The sequence below is a fragment of the Stenotrophomonas sp. JAG2 genome (genome assembly GCF_041080745.1).
Classification (GTDB): domain Bacteria; phylum Pseudomonadota; class Gammaproteobacteria; order Xanthomonadales; family Xanthomonadaceae; genus Stenotrophomonas; species Stenotrophomonas maltophilia_AA.
Window position 1 is genome coordinate 193,695 of the sequence record NZ_JBEUMH010000001.1, and the last position, 19,014, is coordinate 212,708.

The window sequence follows — 19,014 nt, forward strand, 5'->3', positions numbered from 1 at the left end:
CGCTGAGCGCTTAGCGGTGAGCAATCAGACTCGAGAAGCGAGCAGCGCAGCGCCAGCTCGGCTGCTTTCTGCTTTCTGCTTTCTGCTTTGGACTTTCCATTGCCCACCAGCCCCCTGTCAAAGGGTGGGCATGGGTGGGTTGGCGGGACCGTGTGTTGCCATGGATGGCAACACACGAGCCTACAGGGACGTACTTGCGGCGGGTCCCGACAACCCACCCGTGCCCGCCCCAACCAGCGGACCCCAAAACCTGCCGCTGTTAGCTGTTAGCTGTTAGCTGTTGGCTGCAGCACGCACCCGACGCGCGATCTCACTGCTCGCCGCAATCACCACCGTCAGCGCCGCCATCGACAGGAACTGCACCCGCGTGTGCGCCTCGGACAGCAACAGACCGAAGATCAGCGCCAGCACCCCCAACCCGAACACCGTCAGATACGGATACCCCGCCATCCGGAACGGCAGACGCGTCCCATCGCGGTTCGCACGATGGCGCAGGATCAACTGGGACAACAACGAAATCGTCCACACCAGCAGACACGTCGAACCCACGATATTGAGCAGCACCGGCAGCACCTTGTCCGGGAACAGCAGCTCCATCACCGTCGCCGCGAAACCGAACAGCACACTGGCCAGCACCGCGATGATCGGCACCTGGCGCGGGTCGGCCCAGCCCAGCACCGCCGGCGCCTCGCGACGCTGCGCCAGCGAATACATCATCCGCGACGCACCGTAGAGATTGGCGTTCAACGCCGACAACAGCGCGATCACCGCGATCAGCGTGATCGCCGTCGCCGCGCCCGGAATCTTGGCCGCTTCCAGCACCGCCGCGAACGGCGACTTCAGCGCCTCGCTGGTCCACGGCACCACCGCGATGATCACGCTCAACGAGCCGATGTAGAACACCAGGATGCGCCAGGCCACGGTGCGGATCGCCCGGGCGATGCTGCGCTCGGGATCCTCGGTCTCGGCCGCGGCCACCGCCACGATCTCGGTGCCGCCAAAGGCGAATATCACCACCAGCAGGGCCGCGCCGATGCCGGCCAGCCCCTTGGGCATGAAGCCGCCATGCTCGGTGAAGTTGCGCAGGCCCGGCGAGGCCACGTCCGGCAGCCAGCCCATCAGCAGCGCCACGCCGATCAGGATGAAGCCGACGATCGCGGCGACTTTGAGGATCGCAAACCAGAATTCGAACTCGCCGAAGTTCTTCACCCCGAGCAGGTTGATCGCGGTGAAGAACAGCATGAACGCCAGCGCCGCCATCGGGACCGGAATCGCCGGCCATACCGTGGCGAGCAGGCCGGCCGCACCGACCGCCTCGGCGGCGATCACGATCACCAGCTGCACCCACCACAGCCAACCCACCGTTGCGCCGGCGGTCGCCCCCATCGCGTCGGCGGCATACACCGAGAACGCACCGCTGGTCGGCTTGGCCGCGGCCATTTCGCCCAGCGCGTTCATCACGATGATCACCAGCGCGCCGGCGACGAGGTACGACAACAGGACCGCCGGGCCGGCGGCCTGGACACCCACACCGGAGCCGAGGAACAGGCCGGCACCGATCGCGCTGCCCAGGCCCATCATGATCAGCTGGCGGGGCTTCAGCGCGTGCCCGAGGCGGGCAGCGGCGGGCGGAGTGGCGGGAGCCGGAGTCTGGGATGCGGGCATCGGAATCGATTGGCGGGCAACAAGTGCGACACCATACCCTGTCGGCCGCGCGGCGGCATAGGCCGGAAGCCCCTCCCCGCCTCAGGCGGCGGCGCGCTCGCCGATCTGGGCGCGGTAGGCCCGGGGCGACAGCCCGACTTCGGCCTTGAACTTGCGGGTGAAGGCACTCTGGTCGGTGAAGCCGCAGGCCTGGCCGATGCTGGCGATGCTGTCCGGGCCATGCAGCAGGTGCACCGCCATCTGGATGCGCAGGCGGGTCAGGACCTGCTGCGGGGTCATCTGGAACACCTTGCGGAAGGTGCGCTCCAGCTTGGACAGCGAGAACCCGGTGATGTCGAGCAGAGTCTGCATGCGCACGTTCTCCGCGTAATGCGCATTCAGATGGGCAAGGGCCAGGCGCAGCTGTTCGTACTGGGTGCCCAGGCTGTCCTTCTGCCCCAGGTCGCGCGAGATTCCGATCAGCCCGCGGATCTGCCCGTCGACCAGCAGCGGCCGCTTGCAGGTCAGGCACCAGCCCGGTTCGCGGTTGGCGAACAGGTGCAGTTCCATCAGGTTCTCGATGACCTTGCCGGCCAGCACCTGTTCGTCCTGGGTCGCGTAATCCGCGCCCAGCCCGGTGGGATAGATCTCCGCCGCGGTGCGCCCGATCACCTCCTTGCGCGACTTCAGGCCGAGCCGGCGCAGCATGGTCTGGTTGATGTGCGTATAGCGCCCGTCGCAGTCCTTCATGAAGAACAGGACGTCGGGGATCGCATCAAACAGGGCTTCGATGTCGGCGGGTTCAACGCGCATGCGGCTGGGAAACACAGGAGAAGACGCGCCCAAGGATACCTGCCCGGGCCCCGCCCACACAGCGGCCGGATGCGGCATGTGAAGCGCGGGTGCAAGCAGGGCCGCGTATTCGCACCCTCGATTAACGCCCCGGCCGCCAGTGTGAGGCGATCCCCTTCCCGCCAGCTCCCGGAGTCGCCTCATGGCCGCCAGCAAGAAAAGCACGAAGAACGCCCCTGCACCTGCCACCGATGTCCGCGGCGAGGGGGATGAACTGCACCAGCGTGCGGGCAACGGCCACCCGGTGCTGACCACCAACCAGGGCATCCCGGTCGCTGACAACCAGAACTCGCTGCGGGCCACCCCGCGCGGGCCGACCCTGCTGGAAGACTTCATCCTGCGCGAGAAGATCACCCACTTCGACCATGAGCGCATCCCCGAGCGCATCGTGCATGCGCGCGGCAGCGCAGCGCACGGTTACTTCGAGCTGACCCGCTCGCTCGGCGAGTACACCCGCGCCCGGATCCTCAGCGAAGTGGGCGTGCGCACCCCGCTGTTCACCCGCTTCTCCACCGTGGCCGGCGGCGCCGGTTCGGTCGACACCCCGCGCGATGTGCGCGGCTTCGCGGTGAAGTTCTATACCAAGGAAGGCAACTGGGACCTGGTCGGCAACAACATCCCGGTGTTCTTCATCCAGGACGCGATCAAGTTCCCGGACCTGATCCATGCCGTGAAGATGGAGCCGGACCGCGCCTTCCCGCAGGCGGCCAGCGCGCACGACACCTTCTGGGACTTCGTGTCGCTGATGCCCGAGTCGATGCACATGATCATGTGGGCGATGAGCGACCGCACGATCCCGCGCTCGCTGCGCACCATCGAAGGCTTCGGCATCCACAGTTTCCGGCTCATCAACGATGCCGGCGAATCGACCTTCGTCAAATTCCACTGGCGGCCGAAGCTGGGCATCCAGTCCACGGTATGGGACGAGGCGGTCAAGCTGCAGAGCGCGGACAACGACTTCCACCGGCGCGATCTGTTCGAGGCGATCACCGCCGGCGACTTCCCCGAGTGGGAGCTGGCCGTGCAGCTGTTCACCGAGGAACAGGCCGAGTCGTTCCCGTTCGACCACCTGGATTCGACCAAGATCATTCCCGAGTCGCTGGTCCCGCTGACCGTGATCGGACGCATGGTGCTGGACCGCTGGCCGGACAACTTTTTCGCCGAGACCGAGCAGGTCGCCTACTGCCCGGCCAACGTGCCGCCGGGCATTGATTTCAGCAACGATCCGCTGCTGCAGGGGCGCCTGTTCTCGTATCTGGATACCCAGCTCAGCCGCCTGGGCGGTCCGAACTTCCACCAGATTCCGGTCAACGCCCCCAAGTGCCCGTTCGCCAACCACCAGCGCGATGGTCATATGCAGATGAGCATCCCGAAGGGGCGGGTTGCCTATGATCCCAGCTCCCTGCAGGGCGACACCCCGCGCGAAACCCCCGACGGCTTCCCCAGCCACGCCACCGCGCCGGATGATGGCCGCAAGGGCCGCGTGCGTGCGGAGAGCTTTGCCGATCACTACAGCCAGGCCCGGATGTTCTTCCGCAGCCTGGAAGCCCCGGAGCAGGCGCACCTGGCCTCGGCGCTGGTGTTCGAGCTGTCCAAGGTGGAGACGGTCAAGGTGCGCGAGCGCACCGTGAGCCACCTGCGCAACATTGACGACACGCTGGCCAAGCGCGTGGCCGACGGTCTGGCGATGCCCGCCTTGCCCGAACCGGCCGCCACGCAGACCCCGGCGCAGGATTTCCCGAAGGCACCGGAGGTGCGCATCATCGGCCGCACCAAGGACCTGCTCAAGGGCCGCTGCATCGGCATCCTGTTCGACGAGGGCTCCGATGCCGCGCTGATCGCCAACCTGCGCAAGGCCGCCGACAAGGCCGGCGCCAGCGTCAAGCTGGTGGCGCCGAAGATCGGTGGCGCCAAGCTCAGTGACGGCAAGACGCTGGCGGCGGACGGCCAGCTTGCAGGCACGCCGTCGGTGATCTTCGATGCGGTCGCCGTCGTGCTCAGCAATGACGCGGCCAAGAAGCTGAGCAGGGAGTCGGCCGCGATCGACTTCGTCAGCGACGCCTGGGCGCATCTGAAGGCAATCGCCGCCGACGATGGGGCACAGGCGCTGCTGAAGGTGGCCCGCGTCGGCAACGATGCCGGCGTGGTCGAGGCCGAGGATGCCAAGGCGTTCCTCGCGGCTGCCGCCACCCGCCAGTGGGCCCGCGAGCCGAAGGTGCGCACGCTCGCCTGAGCCGTGCGCGGTGCGCCGTGCTGATCTCAGCGCGGCGCGGGGGCCGCCGGGGCCGGCGTGGGCACCGGCGCCGGCTTCACGGGGACGGGCATCGACTGCAGCCGGCGGATCGAGCCGATCGGCACTGCCTCGGCGCGCCGCTGCTCCGGCCACCACAGGAACACGAAGGCACTGCTGGATCCCAGCATTTTCGCGGTGCCCGGAAGCGCCGCCGCGTCATCACCGAGCACGACCTGCACCGACGTACCGCCCCTGCCCTCGAGGATCTTCTCGGCCGAGCTCAGGGCATACAGCGCCGCGCCGAATGCCATGAAGCAGACCACCGCAATGCACATACCGGTCAGCGGACGCAGCCCGGAGAATTCCCAGTTCATCCACGGCGACTCCGAGAACAGCATCCGCCATCCCCAGTGCCGCGCACGCAGGCGTGCCACCTTGGCCGGGTTGCGCCGCCGCAGTGTTTCCGGCCAGCCCAGCAGCACTGCCAGCAGGGCGCCCAGCAGCAGGATCAGGACGTAGGCCGGATCGCGCAGCCCGGCGACCAGGAAGTCGCTGACCTGCAGGTAGTCCAGGATCGACAGCCGGAATTTGAAATAGAAGAAGTAGCTCGACCACAACCCCAGCACGGAGAGGAACACGTAGCCGGCGCTCACCATCAGCGCCGGCTCCTGCCGCAGCAGGCGCCAGATCACCGCGACCATCGAATCTTCATTGCCGTGCGTGACCGGCAGCAACGACCAGTCGGTCGGCGCCTGATCATCCACCGGTGCCCGCGACTCACCGCCAGCGGTGGTCGCGATGCCCGCCGGTACGTCACCGTGGATACTGCCCTCGTCCCTGTTTCCCATGCGCCCCTCCCCCGTTCGGCAGAGCATCGCGTACTTTTGCGGTCGACGGAAGCGGGCCGGCCCCCGTTGCCACGCCCTGCGTGGGGCAGCCGTGAGCGCGGCCTTGCTGCACGCTGAAACTGGCGACCGTGGCGTGCTCGGTTCCCTCGATGCGCAGGTCGATGGCGAAGCGGTCGCACAGCCGGTGCACGATCGCCAGGCCGAGCCCGAAGCCGGCACTGCCCTCCCCTTTCGCGAAGGGCCGCACGATCGTGTCGGGGTCGCCTGCCGGCGCCGTGTTGCGGATGCGCAGCCGTCCGGCCGCGACATCGATGTGCACTTCCCCCGCCCGCGTGTGCGCGAATGCATTGCCCACCAGATTGGCCAGCAGCATGTGCAGGACCGGCCCGGGCACCGTCAGGCGCGCGTCGCCGGGCACATCGACCCGCACCGCCACCGGCTTGCCCTCCAGCAGCGCCGCCTGCTCGACCACCACCTGTTCCAGCACCGGCAGTACCGCCAGCGGCGTCGCGTCCCGTTCCACGTTCTCTTCGCGGGCCAGCGTGAGCAGGGTGATCACGGTCTGTTCGAGGTGACGCGCGGATTGTTGAACATGGTCGAGCTGCAACCGCCCGGCCGCAGACAGTCCCCGTTCGCGGGCCAGCTGTTCGGTCGCGCTGCGGATCACGGCCAATGGCGTGCGCAGCTCATGGCTGGCATCGCGGGTGAAAGCATGTTCGCGCGCAACGAAGGCGCGCACCTGCCCGCTCAGCCTGTCCAGGCCACGGGCCAGCACACCGACCTCGTCATCGGGGAAGTCAGCCGCGAACCCGACCGGCAAACGCGCCGGTGCCATGTCATCCACCAGTGCCGCGAGTTTCGACAACGGCCGCGTGGTACGTCGCGCCAGCCACGCACCGGCCAGCACCGCGACCACGACCACGGCCACGCCGGACCAGGCCAGCAACGCCAGAATCTGGCGGCGCATCGGCCGGACCACCAGCTGCTGGCTGACCTCGGCGACCAGCCACCCCGGTGCACCGGATCCGCCCGGCTGCAGCGCGCGCAGGTGATAGTGCCGCCCCTCGTTGCCGGCGATCTCGCGGCGCCACGGCTCGGCATTGAAGGCGACCTTGAGGTCCGCCGGGAACGTGGCAGGGCTGTCGTGCATGGTCATGAAGGCATTGCGCGGCGGCGACCACGTCCCACGGGTGGCCCGCTGCTCCAGCTGCTGCCGTGCCTCCTGTTCAAGCATCGCCTCGAAGAAGCGATCCTCCACGCTGTACACGAACACCGCCACGTACAGGCCGAACAGGCTGGCCACCGCGAGTGCGAACACCGCGAAGGCCAGCATCAAGCGGTTGCGCAGGCGGTGCACCGGTGCCGTCATGCGTCGGCCTCCAGCTTGAAGCCAACATCGTGCACGGTCTTGAGCATCGGCCGCTCGAACGGCCTGTCCAAGGCTTGGCGCAGCAGGTACAGGTGCGAGCGCAGCGGATCCGATGGCGGCGCTTCATCACCCCAGAGACGGCGGATCAACTCGCTGCGGGTGACCGTGCGCGGCCAGGCGTCGGCGAGCAGCACCAGCAGCCGATAGGCCGTCTGTGGCAACTCGATCGTCTGCCCACTGCGGCACACAGCGCCGCTACGGCGGTCGATGCCGAGCGACCCGATGCGCAGCACGTGCCCGTCGCGTCGGCCGTGCCGATGGGCCAGCGCCAGGCATCGCGCCAGCAGTTCCTCGCCGGCGAACGGCTTGACCAGGTAATCATCGGCACCGGCCTGGAAGCCGATCAGTTTGTCGCCCAGCGTATCGCGCGCGGTCAGCATCAGGATGGGGATGTGGCGGTCGGCCTGTTCGCGCAGATGACTGCACACGCGCAGGCCGTCCATGCCCGGCAGGGTCAGATCCAGCACCAGCACATCGGGAGGTTCGTCCAGCGCCATCTGCAGGCCGCTGCGGCCATCCGCGGCAAAGGCCACGCGATGACCACGCGCCTCCAGCAGCGTGGCCATGCCGGCGCGCAGCGCCGGGTTGTCCTCGATGACCAGGATGTGCAGGCCGTCGTGCATGGGGTCAGCCTTCGATCGTGGCCTTGAGCTGCTTAGCTTCGGCCATGTCCGGGTGGGATTCCAGCAGTTTGCCGAGCACGCTGCGCGCCTGCGCCACCTCACCCAGCCGCCAATGTGCCTGTGCGATGCCCAGCGGCAGCTGCGGCTCGCTCATGTAGGGCGCAGCCAACTGCATGATCGCCAGCGCATCACGCACCGCGGCGTCGTCCTGCGCGGCCTGCAGCTGGTAGTAGCCGAGCACTCCGATCAACTGGTCGTGATAGCCGGTGCGGTCGCTGGCCAGCGTGCGCCTGACCGCGTCGCCCTCGCCGTCGAGCAGGCGCTGCACCAGCGCCATGCTGGCTTCATCGCGCCACGGCGTGCGGGCGACCGGGGTGCGACCGATGGCGCGCACGATCGCTTCGGCGACCGCCGGCGTGGAGTACGGGTTCTGCCCGGTGATCAGCCGACCGTCCACCACCAGCTTGGGCATCATCAGCGGCGCCTGTTCCCAGTGCGCACCGCGCTCGCGCAGCGCGGTTTCCAGCAGGAACGGGAACTCCTTCGCCCAGCGTTTGCCGAACACGCCCTCCTCCGCGTTGGTGAAGCCGGTCATGCGGCGCCCGGCGACCAGCCGGGATCCATCCGCCTGCCGCACCTCCACCAGCGCCGCCGGGCCATGGCAGACCGCCGCGACCACGCCGCCGCGGTCGTGCACCGTGCCCAGCAGAGCGCGCAGTGCGCCATCGGTGGGCAGGTCGAACATCGCGCCCTTGCCGCCGACCACGTAGACCGCCGCGTAGTCGGCCGCGCTGAGCGTCGCGGTGGCGCGGGTATCGGCCAGCAGCGCGGTCGCCGCCGGATCGGCCAGGACGCGCGCGTTGAACGGCTCCTTCGGATCGAATTTGTCGGCTTCCACCGGCCCGCCACGCGGGCTGGCGACCTGCACGGCCAGGCCGTTGTCGCGGAAGATCAGGTAGGCCTGGGCGAACTCGTCCATCTCGAAGCCAGGCCGGGTCTTGCCGTGATCCCGTCCTTCGCCGCTGACCACGATCAACACCGTATCGGACGTCGCGGGGCGGGCGTGCAGTGTCGGGACGGCCAGCAGCAGGGCCAGGACGGCACCGGTGCGGCGCAGCAGGGACAGCATCATGAGCGGCACTCCTTGGGAAGTGACCCCAGCCTGCCGCGCGGATGTGAAGCAGATTTCAAGCCGCCCCCGGCGTGCACACAGCTGAACAACCCGGCCGCCGGGCGCCGTGTCGATGGCTCCCTCGGCCCGAAGATGCGAAAATCCCTCCCCCTCCAGGGCAGGCCCCGCGCCCGCCGATTCCCGAGATACCGTGAAGACCCCCCAAGGCTTGCAGGCGCTGATCGACGACGGCGTGATCGATGAAGTGCTCCGCCCGCTCAAGAGCGGCAAGGAAGCAGCGGTATACGTGGTCCGCAGCGGCGACGATGTGCGCTGCGCCAAGGTCTACAAGGACATGGCCCAGCGCAGCTTCCAGCAGCGCGTGCAGTACCAGGAAGGCCGCAAGGTCCGTGGCAGCCGCGAAGCGCGCGCCGTGGGCAAGGCCAGCAATTACGGCCGCAAGCAGCAGGAAGCGGCCTGGAAGAACACCGAGGTCGATGCGCTGTACCAGCTGCGCGATGCCGGCGTGCGCGTGCCCGAGCCGTATGGCTATTTCCACGGCGTGCTGGTGATGGAACTGGTCACCGATGCCGAGGGCTATTCCGCCGCGCGCCTGGGTGAGGTCGAACTGAGCCCGGAACAGGCACGCGCGTTCCACCAGATCCTGGTCCGCCAGGTCGTGCGCATGCTGTGCTGCGGGCTGATCCACGGCGATCTGTCGCCGTACAACGTACTGGTCGGCCCGGAAGGCCCGGTGGTGATCGATTTCCCGCAGGTGGTCAGCGCGGCAGGCAACAACGCCGCACGCACGATGCTGCTGCGCGACGTCAACAACCTCACCGCCTACCTCGGCCGCTGGGCGCCGGAGCTGCTGGAAACCTGGTACGGCGAGGAGATGTGGGCGCTGTTCGAGGCCGGCGATCTGCTCCCGGACAGCGTGCTGACCGGCGAGTTCGAGCAGGATGAAAGCACCATCGACCTGGACGGCGTGCGCCACGCCATCAACGATGCGCGCGAAGAAGCGCTGATCCGTCAGCAGGGTCGCGAAGCCGCCGAAGAAAACGAGGACTGAGCGGGGCGCGCCGCTGCGTCGGGCGGCTGGATCGGCATGAAAAAAGCCCCGCCGATGCGGGGCTTTTCCGTCCAACTCAGCGCGCAGGTGCCGTCACGCGGCCTGCAGTGACGCCGGGCGGCGCAGGCCTGCAGCGGGGTCCTCCAGCGTGAACACCGCCACCGATTCGGTCAGTGCGTGCGCCTGCTGCTCCAGCGCGCGGCTGGCAGCGGTGGCTTCCTCCACCAGCGCCGCGTTCTGCTGGGTCACCTGGTCCATCTGCACGACCACCTGGTTGACCTGCTCGATGCCGGCGGCCTGTTCCTTGGTCGCGGCGGCAATGTCGCTCATCAGCTGATTGGTACGCGAGCTGGCCTGGGTCAGGCGGGCGATCGCCGCTTCGGACTGCACGGTGACGCTCAGCCCGGTCTTGACCTTGCTGCTGGACTCATCGATCAGGTCCTTGATCTCCTTGGCCGCCGTGCCGGCGCGCTGCGCCAGCGTGCGTACCTCGGTGGCCACCACCGCGAAGCCGCGTCCGTTCTCACCGGCACGGGCCGCTTCGACGGCCGCGTTCAGGGCGAGGATGTTGGTCTGGAAGGCGATGCCGTCGATCACCGAGGAAATCTCGGAGATACGCGCCGAGGACTGGTCGATCTCACTCATCACCGCGGCCATCTGCGCGATCGCCTGCTCGGTCGCCTTGACCGCCGCACCAGCCGCATGGGCTTCATGGTCGGCCTGGTTGGCCAGCTCGGCGTTCTGCCGGACCGTGGAGGTCAGCTCCTCCATCGAGGCCGCCGCTTCTTCCAGGTTGGCTGCCTGCTGCTCGGTACGGCGCGACAGGTCATTGTGGCCGGCCGCCAGTTCCTGCGCGGCATCGTTGATGCTGCCGGCCGCGCCCTGGATCTGCTGCACGATGCCGGTCAGCTGCACCGCGGTGGCGTTGGCATCGTCGCGCATCTGCGCAAAGACACCTTCGTACCGGCCGTCCATGCGCGAGGTCAGGTCGCCGGTGGAAATCGCGCGCAACACCTGCGACAGGTCCGCGATGCTGGCCTGCGAGCTGGCCATCATCCCGTTGAGCTGGGCGACCATCGCGCGGAACTGGAACTGGAACGCCGGCTCGTCGCCGCGCACGGAGAAGTCGCCGGCACGCGCGGCCGAGGCCAGTGTCTCGATCTGCTGGTTGATCGCCATCAGGCTGGCCTTGACGGTGGCCATGGTGGTGGTCAGCACGGCCTTCTCGCCCGGATAGCTGTCCAGATCACGGCTCAGGTCGCCGATGGCGTAGCGCTGCATCACCTCGACCATGTGGAACTCGACGGCCACGTGCGAACCGACCAGTTCGTTGGTGGCGCGGATCATCCGGCCGAAATCGCCCGGGAAGGCCGTTTCGTCCATGCGATGGCTGATGGCACCGGCCTCATGCTGGCGGGCCATGTCCAGCTGCGCGGTGATCGCACCCTGGACGCTCTGGCGGACCGTGGCCATGGCGTTGCCGAGCTGGGTGATCTCATCGCGGCCGCCGAGATGGACGTCATGGGCCAGATCACCCTTGGCCATCCGGGTGGCCAGGCCGACGGCGCGGGCCAGCGGACCGGTCAGGCTGCGCCCGATCAGCACGGAGGCGGCGATGCCGACCACCAGCGCGATCGCGCCCAGCACCAGCAGCTGCAGCAGGGTCCGCTCGCCCAGCCGGATCGCTTCGGCAGCGGCCTCGCGGCTTTCCTTTTCCTCGTAGACCACGCCCTCGCTGAGCGCCTGGTTCCAGCCATTGGCAGCAGCCTGCACGGCGCCCAGGGTGAGGGCCGTGGCAGCGGCAAAATCGCCCTGCTGCAGCTGTTCGCTCATCTGCTTGTTGAGCGGACGCGCCACCGCGCGGGCGGCCGCGATGGCGTCACCGACGGCCTTGTCTTCCGGCTGTGCGGGCAAGGCCTGGTAGGCGGCCCAGCTGGCTTCGTAGCGCGCGACCAGCGCGGCGATGCGCGCCTCATCCTCGGCCAGACCGTCGCCCTGGCGGATCAGCATCTCCCGGCGCACGACCATCATCTGGTTGTTGGCATCCAGCATGTCCGAGAGCAGCCGCACCTTGGCCACGTTGACCTCGACCACCTGCTGCATCGCGCGCTTCTGTACCGCACTCCCGGTGGCGCCGGTGGCGACGACGGCCGCGACCAGCAGCAACAACAGGCCAAAGCCCATACCTAGACGCCAGACAACGCTGACGTTCCGCAAAAATTCCATGAGACATCCGAAAAACGTGGGGGGTGGGCTGGTATCGGCGCCAGGCGCAGCGCCTTGACCGCTGGCCGTGAGCCCGCTGTGAATGGATTCACATAACGCCGGCATTACCCCCGCGTCGCCGCTCAGCCCCCCGTCAGGCTTTTCACGGCAAGTGCGCACGCCCGGCAGGCATGGTGGAAACACGTTCCCGCTGGAGTTGCCGATGTCCCTTCGCCTGCACCGTATCGCCCGCCTCACCGCGCTCGCCCTCGCCCTGGGGGCCTCCTCCGGCTGGGCGGTCGCACAGACGGCACCCGCGCCCGCCGCGATCCCGGACGCCGACGCGACGCCGCTGGCGACCGGGCCACGCTCGGATCTGCATGCGCAGGTGCTGCTGGACCGCGCGCACTTCTCCCCCGGCCAGATCGATGGGGAGCGCGGCTCCAACCAGAAGCGCGCCGTGTCCGGCTTCCAGGCCGCACGGGGGCTGAAGGTCAGTGGGGAACTGGACGATGCCACCTGGCAGGCGCTGCAGCCGGATGCCGCCCCGCCGCTGGTGCGCTACACGCTCACCGCGGAAGACGTGGCCGGTCCGTTCCAGCCGGTGCCCAAGGGTCCGGCCGCGCAGGCCAAGCTGAAAACCCTGGGCTTCGGTTCGATTGAAGAAGCGCTGGGCGAGCGCTTCCACGCCTCCCCCGAGCTGTTGAAGACGCTCAATCCGGGCGTCGACCTGGGCAAAGCCGGCAGCGTGATCCAGGTGCCGAACATCGCGGCCGCCCCGCTGCCGAAGGCCAGCAAGCTGGTGATCGACAAATCCGACTCCACGCTGCGGCTGTTCGATGCGGACGGCAAAGTCTACGCGCAGTTCCCGGTGTCCTCGGGCAGCAAGCATGACCCGCTGCCGATCGGGAAATGGAAGATCCTGAGCATCTCCCGCGATCCCACCTTCCACTACAACCCCAAGCTGTTCTGGGATGCCAAGGCGGGCGACAGCAAGGCGGTCCTGCCGCCGGGCCCGAACAATCCGGTCGGCGTGGTCTGGATCGACATCTCCAAGCCCCACTACGGCCTGCACGGCACGCCCGAACCCGGGCATGTCGGCAAGACCGAATCGCACGGCTGTGTGCGCATGACCAACTGGGATGCGCTGCAGGTCGCCGCTGCGGTCGATGCCTCGGTTCCGGTCGTGATGCAGGAGTAAGCCATGAAGACCTTTCGACTGCTGGCAGTAGGACTGGTGATCGGCGTGGTCGGCTACTGGCTCTTGGGGCCCGGCCCTTCCGCCCGGCTCGGCGCTGCCGAACCGGCCAAGGTGGGATCGGCCACGAGTTCGGCCCGCGCTGCGCTTGATGCCCCGGCGCCACCTACGCCGGCCACGACGCCGGTGCCCGCCGACACCTCAGCCACACCGCCCGCGCCGGACGCGGGCGGTTTGACACCCGCACCGACAAGCGGCGCGGTGGGCGCGCTGCTGCTGCCCGTGCAGGGCGTCGGGGCCGATCAGCTGCAGGACACCTTCACCGATGCGCGCAGCGAAGGCCGCGTACATGATGCGATCGACATCCTGGCGCCGAACGGGACGCCGGTACTGGCCGTCGCCGATGGGACTGTGGAAAAACTGTTCGACAGCGTGCGGGGCGGCCTGACGGTGTACCAGTTCGAGCCAAGCGGTCGCTACTGCTACTACTACGCGCATCTGGACCGCTACGCCGATGGGCTGGCCGAGAAGAAGACGATCAAGCGCGGTGAGGTGATCGGCTATGTCGGCAGCACCGGCAACGCCAGTCCCGAGGCGCCCCACCTGCATTTCGAGATCCATGTACTGGGTCCGGAAAAGCAGTGGTGGAAAGGCGAATCGATCAATCCGTATCCGATGTTGAAGGGGCAGCAGGCCCTTTGATCAACGCGTACCGGGGGGGGCGTCCCGGATCGCCCGCGCCAGTTGCCAGGCGCGACCGCGCAGTGCATCCAGGCGCTCATTGAGTTCACCCGCGTCTGCGCGCCACTGGAAGTGGCCGTTGCTGTAATCCAGGCCCAACGCAACATCATTGAACGACCCCATGCCGCCATAGGCGCGCAGCACGCTCTCCGGCGCGCCTGGATCGCCCTGCTCAAGCTGGGTGATGACCCGCTGCATCCAGTCGGCCCAGTGGGTTTCCCCGTCGCCGCGCAACAGCGCTTCAAGCTCGGACACCACCGCATGCAACGCGCGGTCCGCGCTGCTCATGCCCGTGGCCACGTGATCTTCAGACACCCTGTCGCCCCTGCTGATTGGTGAGGCTGCACAGCATGCCATGGCCCCGCGCTGGCGGACGTGGTCACGCCGGTCCGATGGGCGCGGGCAACCAGTAAAACTACTGGCGCGAATGCGGGAAATTGCCGTTGCCCCGGGCATCCACGCGGCGGACACTGCGTGCTGAAGGCATGCCCCCTCCCCCTGAGGTCTTGGAGACAACTGTGATGATGCTCGCGCACCGCGTTGCCCTGCTCCTTCTCTGCGGCGCTGTCGCCGCAAGTGCCGCCGCGGCGCAGGACCTGCCCGCCACCGCGCCGGATCGTTTCGCGATGCTGGACCGCAATGGCGACGGCAAGGTCAGTCGCGATGAGTACGACGGAGATGCTTTCTTCCGCCTGGTCGATGCGGATCACAATTACCGGGTGAGCGTGGAGGAAGTGCAGGCGGTGCTCGGCCCGCAGCGTGACGGCGAGTTCTCGGCGGCCGAATGGGTCCGCATCGCCGACCTCAACGGCGACGGCGAATTGAGTGCCGAGGAGATGCGTCGCTCATCGGAGATGCGTTTCCAGAACCTGGATGCCAACCACGATGAGAATCTGGAACTGTCGGAACTGCAGATGGGCCTCGGCCGGCGCTGACCCGGGCTCGGCAACGGAAAAGCCCCGCTTGCGCGGGGCTTTTCTTTACGCCTTAGACCTTCACGCCATACCGGACATGGCCCGGCACTACGCGCCTGATCAGGCGAACGGATCCTGCAGGACCATGGTGTGGTCGCGGTCCGGGCCGGTCGAGACGATGCTGACCGGGCAACCGGCCAGCTCTTCCAGCGCGCGCAGGTAAGCGCGGGCGGCCGGCGGCAGGTCGTCCCAGTTGGTGATGCCGTGGGTGTTCTCGGTCCAGCCCGGGAACTCCAGGTACACCGGCGTGCATTCTTCCCAGCCCTGCGCGTCCAGCGGGGCGTACTCGGTACGCTTGCCGCGGTATTCGTAGGCGATGCAGACCTTCAGCTTTTCCATGCCGTCGAGCACGTCCAGCTTGGTGATGCACAGGCCGCTGATGCCGTTGATGGCCACGGCGCGCTTGAGCGCGACGATGTCCATCCAGCCGCAGCGACGCGGGCGGCCGGTCGAAGCGCCGTACTCGGCACCGCGGTCGCGGATGCCCTGGCCGACTTCATCGTCCAGCTCGGTCGGGAACGGGCCACCGCCGACGCGGGTCGCGTAGGCCTTGGCGATACCCAGCACGTAGTCGATCGCATCGGCGCCCACGCCGGCACCGGCCAGTGCGCCACCGACGGTGGTGTTGGAGCTGGTGACGTACGGGTAGGTGCCGTGGTCGATGTCCAGCAGCGCGCCCTGGGCGCCTTCGAACAGCACGCGCTTACCCTGCTTGCGCAGGTCGTGCAGGATGCCGGCGACGTCGGACTTCATCGGCTCGACGTACTCGCCGAAGGCCAGTGCTTCGTCGTAGGTCTTCTGGAAGTCGACCGCGTCGGTCTTGAGGTAATTGGTCAGCACGAAGTTGTGGTAATCCAGCGCGGTGCGCAGGAGTTCTTCCAGCTGGGCCGGGTAATGCAGGTCGGCGATGCGGATGCCGCGACGCGCCACCTTGTCTTCGTACGCCGGGCCGATGCCACGGCCGGTGGTGCCGATCGCCTTGCCGCCGGCAGCGCGTTCGCGCGCCTGGTCCAGGGCGATGTGGTACGGCATGATCAGCGGCGCGGCCGGCGAGATCTTCAGGCGCGAACGCACTTCCACGCCGGAGGTTTCCAGCTCGGCGATTTCCTTCTGCAGCGCGGCCGGCGAGATCACCACGCCGTTGCCGATCAGGCACAGGGCGTCTTCACGCAGGATGCCCGACGGAATCAGGTGCAGGACGGTCTTCTTGCCATTGATGACCAGCGTGTGGCCGGCATTGTGGCCGCCCTGGAAGCGCACGACAGCGCCGATTTCCTCGGTGAGCAGATCGACGATCTTGCCCTTGCCTTCATCGCCCCACTGGGCACCCAACACGACAACTGACTGACCCATGACGGGTAACTCCTGGTTTTTGTGCGGCCATCGGGGCCGCGGGTTTGGGACCATGCCGGGGTGGCCGATCAGCGCGGATTGGCGGGCTCCAGCGGGGAGCACGCCGACGCTGGGGTACCCAGACACGGAAAAAGCCGGACGAGTGACTCTGAAACAGAGTGCCCGTCCGGCTTTTGTGCATTATCCGGGTTTCCGGTGGCCGCTGCCACCCCGGCGGCGGGCGGACTTCACCGGCCGGTCAGGACCGCCGCGGGATGGAGCCGGCCAGCGGCCGGCACTACCAGACAGGGCATGGCGGGAACCCGCTCAGTGCTTCAACCACCACAGCGTGGTCAGCCCGGCCAGCAGGATCACCCCGCCCCAGGCACGCAGGGCGCTGCTGCGCAGCATCAGCAGCTGCTCGGCCATCCGCTTCCAGGCCAACGGGGCGGCGAACAGGAACAGGCCTTCGAGCACGGCCACCAGGCACAGGGCCGAGAACAGATCTTTCATGACATCTCCACAAACAAAACGGGGACCCGGTCTGCACCGGGTCCCCGTGGATGACTACCGCCTGCGGCCTCAGCGATCGCTCTTGAGGTACTGCAGGAACGGGTCGTTCTTGTCGAGCACGATCACGCCGTTGCCGTCGGTCATGGAGCCACGGTAGGCCTCCAGGCTGCGGTAGAAGGCGTAGAACGACGGGTCGGCCGAGCCGGCCTTGCCGTAGATGCGGGCGGCGTCGGCATCGCCGGCACCACGCAGCTGCTGGGCATCACGCTCGGCTTCGGCCACGATCACGGTGCTCTCGCGGTCGGCCTGGGCACGGATGGTCAGCGACTGCTCCTCACCCTCGGCGCGCAGCTTGGCGGCTTCCTGCTTACGCTGGGCGCGCATGCGTTCGTACACATCGTTGATCACCTGGCTGTCGGTCGGCAGGTCGATCTGCTTGATGCGCAGGTCGATGATCTGCATGCCGAGCGCCTTGACCGACTCGTTGATACCGGTCAGCTGATTGGCGATCAGTTCGCTGCGATCCCCGGACACCAGCTGCTGCAACGAACGCGAGTTGATCTGGTTGCGCAGGGAGTCGGTGATGATCGGGGCCAGGCGGGCATTCGCCACGCGGGCATCGCCGCCGGTCGCACGGAAATACGCGCGCACGTCGGAGATGTAACCGATCGCGAAGAAGTCGACGCTGACGTCCTTCTGCTCGGCGGTGAAGTAACGCGCCGGGGCGGTGTCGAGCACCTGGAAGCGGCGATCGAACACGCGCACCGTTTCCACCAGCGGCACCTTGAAGTGCAGGCCCGGCTTGATGTCCGCACGGACCACCTTGCCCAGGTTCAACACCATCGCGGTCTGGTCCTCACGGACCACGTAGACCGAACCCAACAGGCCGAGCAGGACCGCTACGGCCAGACCAATCCACAGTGAACTTCTCATCGGCTGCCCTCCTCACGACCGGTCGGGCGCGTCGTCGGACGCTCCGCATTGCGAACGCCATCGACGGCCGTGCTGGCAGGCAGCGACGGCAGCATGACTTCCGGGGTCACCGCCGGAGCGGCATTGGTGCTGGTGCGGTTGTCGCCCGGCATCGGCACGTAGATCAGCTGGCGGCCATCGCCACCGATGATCTTGCGGTTCTCCGAGAGCACCTTCTGCACCGTTTCCAGCCACAGGCGCTTGCGCGTGACTTCCGGGGCATCCTTGTACTGGACCTGCAGCAGGCTGAAGCGCGAGGCATCACCCTCGGCCTTGGCGACCACGGCCTGCTTGTAGCCTTCGGCGGTGGTACGGGCCCGCGAGGCCTGGCCGCGCGCTTCCGGAACCACCTTGGCCGCGTAGGCCTGGGCTTCGTTGATCAGACGCTCCTTGACCTGCTGGGCACCGTTGACCTCGTCGAAGGCCGGCTTGACCTCCTCGGGCGGGCGGGCATCGGGCAGGGTCAGGCCGGTCACCGACAGACCGGTGCGGTAGCTGCCGAGCGAGGCCTGCAGGCGCTCTTCGGCCGCCACGGCCAGCGGGCCACGGTTGTTCAGCACGTTGTTGAGGTCCGCACGACCGACCTGCTCACGCACGGCGCTCTGCGCGGTCTGTTCCAGCACCTGGTCGGCATCGACCGAGCCGAACAGATACAGACGCGGATCGTCGATGCGGTACTGGACGTTGAGCGAGACGTTGACGATGTTCTCGTCGCGGGTCAGGACCGGCACCTGGCTGCTGAACGTCTTGATCTCGGTGGCATTGACCTTGGTCACCGATTCCAGCGGCCACGGCAGCTTGAAGTTCGGGCCAGGCTGCAGGATGCGATGGAACTGACCGAAGCGCAGCACGACGCCGCGTTGCTGTTCGCCGATCAGCTGGAAGCTGGAGAACAGCAGCAGCAACACCGCAGCCACTGCGACCCACCGCAGGATGCCGCCATCGAACAGGTCTTTCAGCGGACCGGGCAAACCGCCCCAACCGCCGCCATTGCCGCCACCGCGAGGACCGAACGGCCCACGTCGATTCTCGTCGGGGCCTTGTCCGCCCTTGTTGCCGCCGGGTGTATTCCAGGCCATGCACGCTCCATCAAGGTAAGGTTGCCTGCGGGCCATTCCCGCACCGTCAACCGTTAAAACGTTAAATCGCTGTCGATTCTACTAGATGGGGCAGATCGACAGGATTGGAAGGGGTCACGCATCTCGGGGAACGATTCATAACCGCATCCGCGAAGGTCCGTGAGGGTCCGTGAGGGTCCCCGCGCGCC

Annotated in this window: 17 protein-coding genes; 5 read left to right on the forward strand and 12 right to left on the reverse strand. The window is 67.7% G+C overall.

Going from position 1 to position 19,014, the window contains the following annotated elements:
• Positions 1 to 273: 273 nt before the first annotated feature.
• Together AB9O74_RS00885 and AB9O74_RS00890 are read right to left on the reverse strand one after the other, a co-directional pair.
• A complete protein-coding gene (locus tag AB9O74_RS00885) occupies positions 274 to 1,671 on the reverse strand; it encodes an amino acid permease (RefSeq protein ID WP_369348241.1) in 1,398 nt (465 codons plus the stop codon).
• Positions 1,672 to 1,746: 75 nt separating this feature from the next.
• The gene (locus AB9O74_RS00890; protein WP_019183477.1) at positions 1,747 to 2,457 is read right to left on the reverse strand and encodes an AraC family transcriptional regulator; all 711 of its coding nucleotides are present in this window, start codon (positions 2,455 to 2,457) and stop codon (positions 1,747 to 1,749) included.
• Between the two features lie 181 nt (positions 2,458 to 2,638).
• Between AB9O74_RS00890 and AB9O74_RS00895 the strand changes: the two genes are divergently transcribed.
• On the forward strand, positions 2,639 to 4,729 hold the full coding sequence (locus AB9O74_RS00895) for a catalase (RefSeq protein WP_369348094.1): 2,091 nt from the start codon (positions 2,639 to 2,641) through the stop codon (positions 4,727 to 4,729).
• Between the two features lie 26 nt (positions 4,730 to 4,755).
• On the opposite strand, the gene AB9O74_RS00900 is transcribed toward AB9O74_RS00895, so the two are convergent.
• Genes AB9O74_RS00900 through AB9O74_RS00915 form a run of 4 tightly spaced genes read right to left on the reverse strand, consistent with a single transcriptional unit; the run spans position 4,756 to position 8,761 of the window.
• Positions 4,756 to 5,577, reverse strand: coding sequence for a hypothetical protein (locus tag AB9O74_RS00900; protein WP_369348095.1), 822 nt, complete (start codon positions 5,575 to 5,577; stop codon positions 4,756 to 4,758).
• Entirely contained in the window at positions 5,543 to 6,946 is a 1,404-nt protein-coding gene (locus AB9O74_RS00905) for a sensor histidine kinase (protein ID WP_369348096.1), read from the reverse strand. The genes AB9O74_RS00900 and AB9O74_RS00905 overlap by 35 nt, the downstream gene beginning before the upstream one ends.
• Positions 6,943 to 7,629 carry a response regulator transcription factor gene (locus AB9O74_RS00910; RefSeq protein WP_369348097.1) on the reverse strand — a complete coding sequence of 229 codons (687 nt, stop codon included), beginning with the start codon at positions 7,627 to 7,629 and terminating at the stop codon, positions 6,943 to 6,945. The genes AB9O74_RS00905 and AB9O74_RS00910 overlap by 4 nt, the downstream gene beginning before the upstream one ends.
• Before the next feature lie 4 nt (positions 7,630 to 7,633).
• Entirely contained in the window at positions 7,634 to 8,761 is a 1,128-nt protein-coding gene (locus AB9O74_RS00915; RefSeq protein ID WP_369348098.1) for a DJ-1/PfpI family protein, read from the reverse strand.
• Between the two features lie 190 nt (positions 8,762 to 8,951).
• On the opposite strand from AB9O74_RS00915, the gene AB9O74_RS00920 reads away from it, so the two are divergent.
• Positions 8,952 to 9,812 (forward strand): PA4780 family RIO1-like protein kinase, encoded by an 861-nt coding sequence (locus tag AB9O74_RS00920; RefSeq protein WP_176989163.1) that lies wholly within the window; start codon positions 8,952 to 8,954, stop codon positions 9,810 to 9,812.
• A 93-nt stretch (positions 9,813 to 9,905) separates the two neighbouring features.
• Here AB9O74_RS00920 and AB9O74_RS00925 read toward each other — a convergent pair whose 3' ends face one another.
• Positions 9,906 to 12,038, reverse strand: a complete 2,133-nt coding sequence (locus tag AB9O74_RS00925; protein ID WP_369348099.1) for a methyl-accepting chemotaxis protein — start codon at positions 12,036 to 12,038, stop codon at positions 9,906 to 9,908.
• Between the two features lie 202 nt (positions 12,039 to 12,240).
• Between AB9O74_RS00925 and AB9O74_RS00930 the strand changes: the two genes are divergently transcribed.
• Complete coding sequence (locus tag AB9O74_RS00930) at positions 12,241 to 13,218, forward strand: L,D-transpeptidase family protein (protein WP_369348100.1); 978 nt, start codon at positions 12,241 to 12,243, stop codon at positions 13,216 to 13,218.
• Positions 13,219 to 13,221: 3 nt separating this feature from the next.
• On the forward strand, positions 13,222 to 13,917 hold the full coding sequence (locus AB9O74_RS00935) for a M23 family metallopeptidase (RefSeq protein WP_369348101.1): 696 nt from the start codon (positions 13,222 to 13,224) through the stop codon (positions 13,915 to 13,917).
• On the opposite strand, the gene AB9O74_RS00940 is transcribed toward AB9O74_RS00935, so the two are convergent.
• Complete coding sequence (locus AB9O74_RS00940) at positions 13,918 to 14,271, reverse strand: hypothetical protein (protein ID WP_176989159.1); 354 nt, start codon at positions 14,269 to 14,271, stop codon at positions 13,918 to 13,920.
• Positions 14,272 to 14,477: 206 nt separating this feature from the next.
• Here AB9O74_RS00940 and AB9O74_RS00945 point away from each other — a divergent pair, with 206 nt between their 5' ends.
• Positions 14,478 to 14,891, forward strand: coding sequence for an EF-hand domain-containing protein (locus tag AB9O74_RS00945; protein ID WP_369348102.1), 414 nt, complete (start codon positions 14,478 to 14,480; stop codon positions 14,889 to 14,891).
• A 99-nt stretch (positions 14,892 to 14,990) separates the two neighbouring features.
• Here AB9O74_RS00945 and AB9O74_RS00950 read toward each other — a convergent pair whose 3' ends face one another.
• From AB9O74_RS00950 to hflK, 4 genes are all read right to left on the reverse strand, one after another.
• A complete protein-coding gene (locus AB9O74_RS00950; RefSeq protein WP_088432983.1) occupies positions 14,991 to 16,283 on the reverse strand; it encodes an adenylosuccinate synthase in 1,293 nt (430 codons plus the stop codon).
• A gap of 306 nt (positions 16,284 to 16,589) precedes the next feature.
• Positions 16,590 to 16,775: a DUF2065 family protein gene (locus AB9O74_RS00955; RefSeq protein ID WP_088432982.1), complete on the reverse strand. Its 186-nt coding sequence runs from the start codon at positions 16,773 to 16,775 to the stop codon at positions 16,590 to 16,592.
• 69 nt (positions 16,776 to 16,844) lie between these two features.
• Positions 16,845 to 17,708, reverse strand: coding sequence for a protease modulator HflC (gene hflC / locus AB9O74_RS00960; protein WP_019186091.1), 864 nt, complete (start codon positions 17,706 to 17,708; stop codon positions 16,845 to 16,847).
• On the reverse strand, positions 17,705 to 18,826 hold the full coding sequence (gene hflK / locus AB9O74_RS00965; RefSeq protein ID WP_121038866.1) for an FtsH protease activity modulator HflK: 1,122 nt from the start codon (positions 18,824 to 18,826) through the stop codon (positions 17,705 to 17,707). Before hflK ends, hflC begins: the two co-directional genes overlap by 4 nt.
• Between the last annotated feature and the right edge of the window lie 188 nt (positions 18,827 to 19,014).

Bases quoted from the DNA above. Each gene is read 5' to 3' on its own strand.
- AB9O74_RS00890 (WP_019183477.1), bottom strand. From the start codon at position 2,457: ATGCGCGTTGAACCCGCCGACATCGAAGCCCTGTTTGATGCGATCCCC.
- AB9O74_RS00895 (WP_369348094.1), top strand. From the start codon at position 2,639: ATGGCCGCCAGCAAGAAAAGCACGAAGAACGCCCCTGCACCTGCCACC.
- AB9O74_RS00900 (WP_369348095.1), bottom strand. From the start codon at position 5,577: ATGGGAAACAGGGACGAGGGCAGTATCCACGGTGACGTACCGGCGGGC.
- AB9O74_RS00905 (WP_369348096.1), bottom strand. From the start codon at position 6,946: ATGACGGCACCGGTGCACCGCCTGCGCAACCGCTTGATGCTGGCCTTC.
- AB9O74_RS00910 (WP_369348097.1), bottom strand. From the start codon at position 7,629: ATGCACGACGGCCTGCACATCCTGGTCATCGAGGACAACCCGGCGCTG.
- AB9O74_RS00915 (WP_369348098.1), bottom strand. From the start codon at position 8,761: ATGATGCTGTCCCTGCTGCGCCGCACCGGTGCCGTCCTGGCCCTGCTG.
- AB9O74_RS00925 (WP_369348099.1), bottom strand. From the start codon at position 12,038: ATGGAATTTTTGCGGAACGTCAGCGTTGTCTGGCGTCTAGGTATGGGC.
- AB9O74_RS00930 (WP_369348100.1), top strand. From the start codon at position 12,241: ATGTCCCTTCGCCTGCACCGTATCGCCCGCCTCACCGCGCTCGCCCTC.
- AB9O74_RS00935 (WP_369348101.1), top strand. From the start codon at position 13,222: ATGAAGACCTTTCGACTGCTGGCAGTAGGACTGGTGATCGGCGTGGTC.
- AB9O74_RS00945 (WP_369348102.1), top strand. From the start codon at position 14,478: ATGATGCTCGCGCACCGCGTTGCCCTGCTCCTTCTCTGCGGCGCTGTC.
- AB9O74_RS00950 (WP_088432983.1), bottom strand. From the start codon at position 16,283: ATGGGTCAGTCAGTTGTCGTGTTGGGTGCCCAGTGGGGCGATGAAGGC.
- AB9O74_RS00955 (WP_088432982.1), bottom strand. From the start codon at position 16,775: ATGAAAGATCTGTTCTCGGCCCTGTGCCTGGTGGCCGTGCTCGAAGGC.
- hflC (WP_019186091.1), bottom strand. From the start codon at position 17,708: ATGAGAAGTTCACTGTGGATTGGTCTGGCCGTAGCGGTCCTGCTCGGC.
- hflK (WP_121038866.1), bottom strand. From the start codon at position 18,826: ATGGCCTGGAATACACCCGGCGGCAACAAGGGCGGACAAGGCCCCGAC.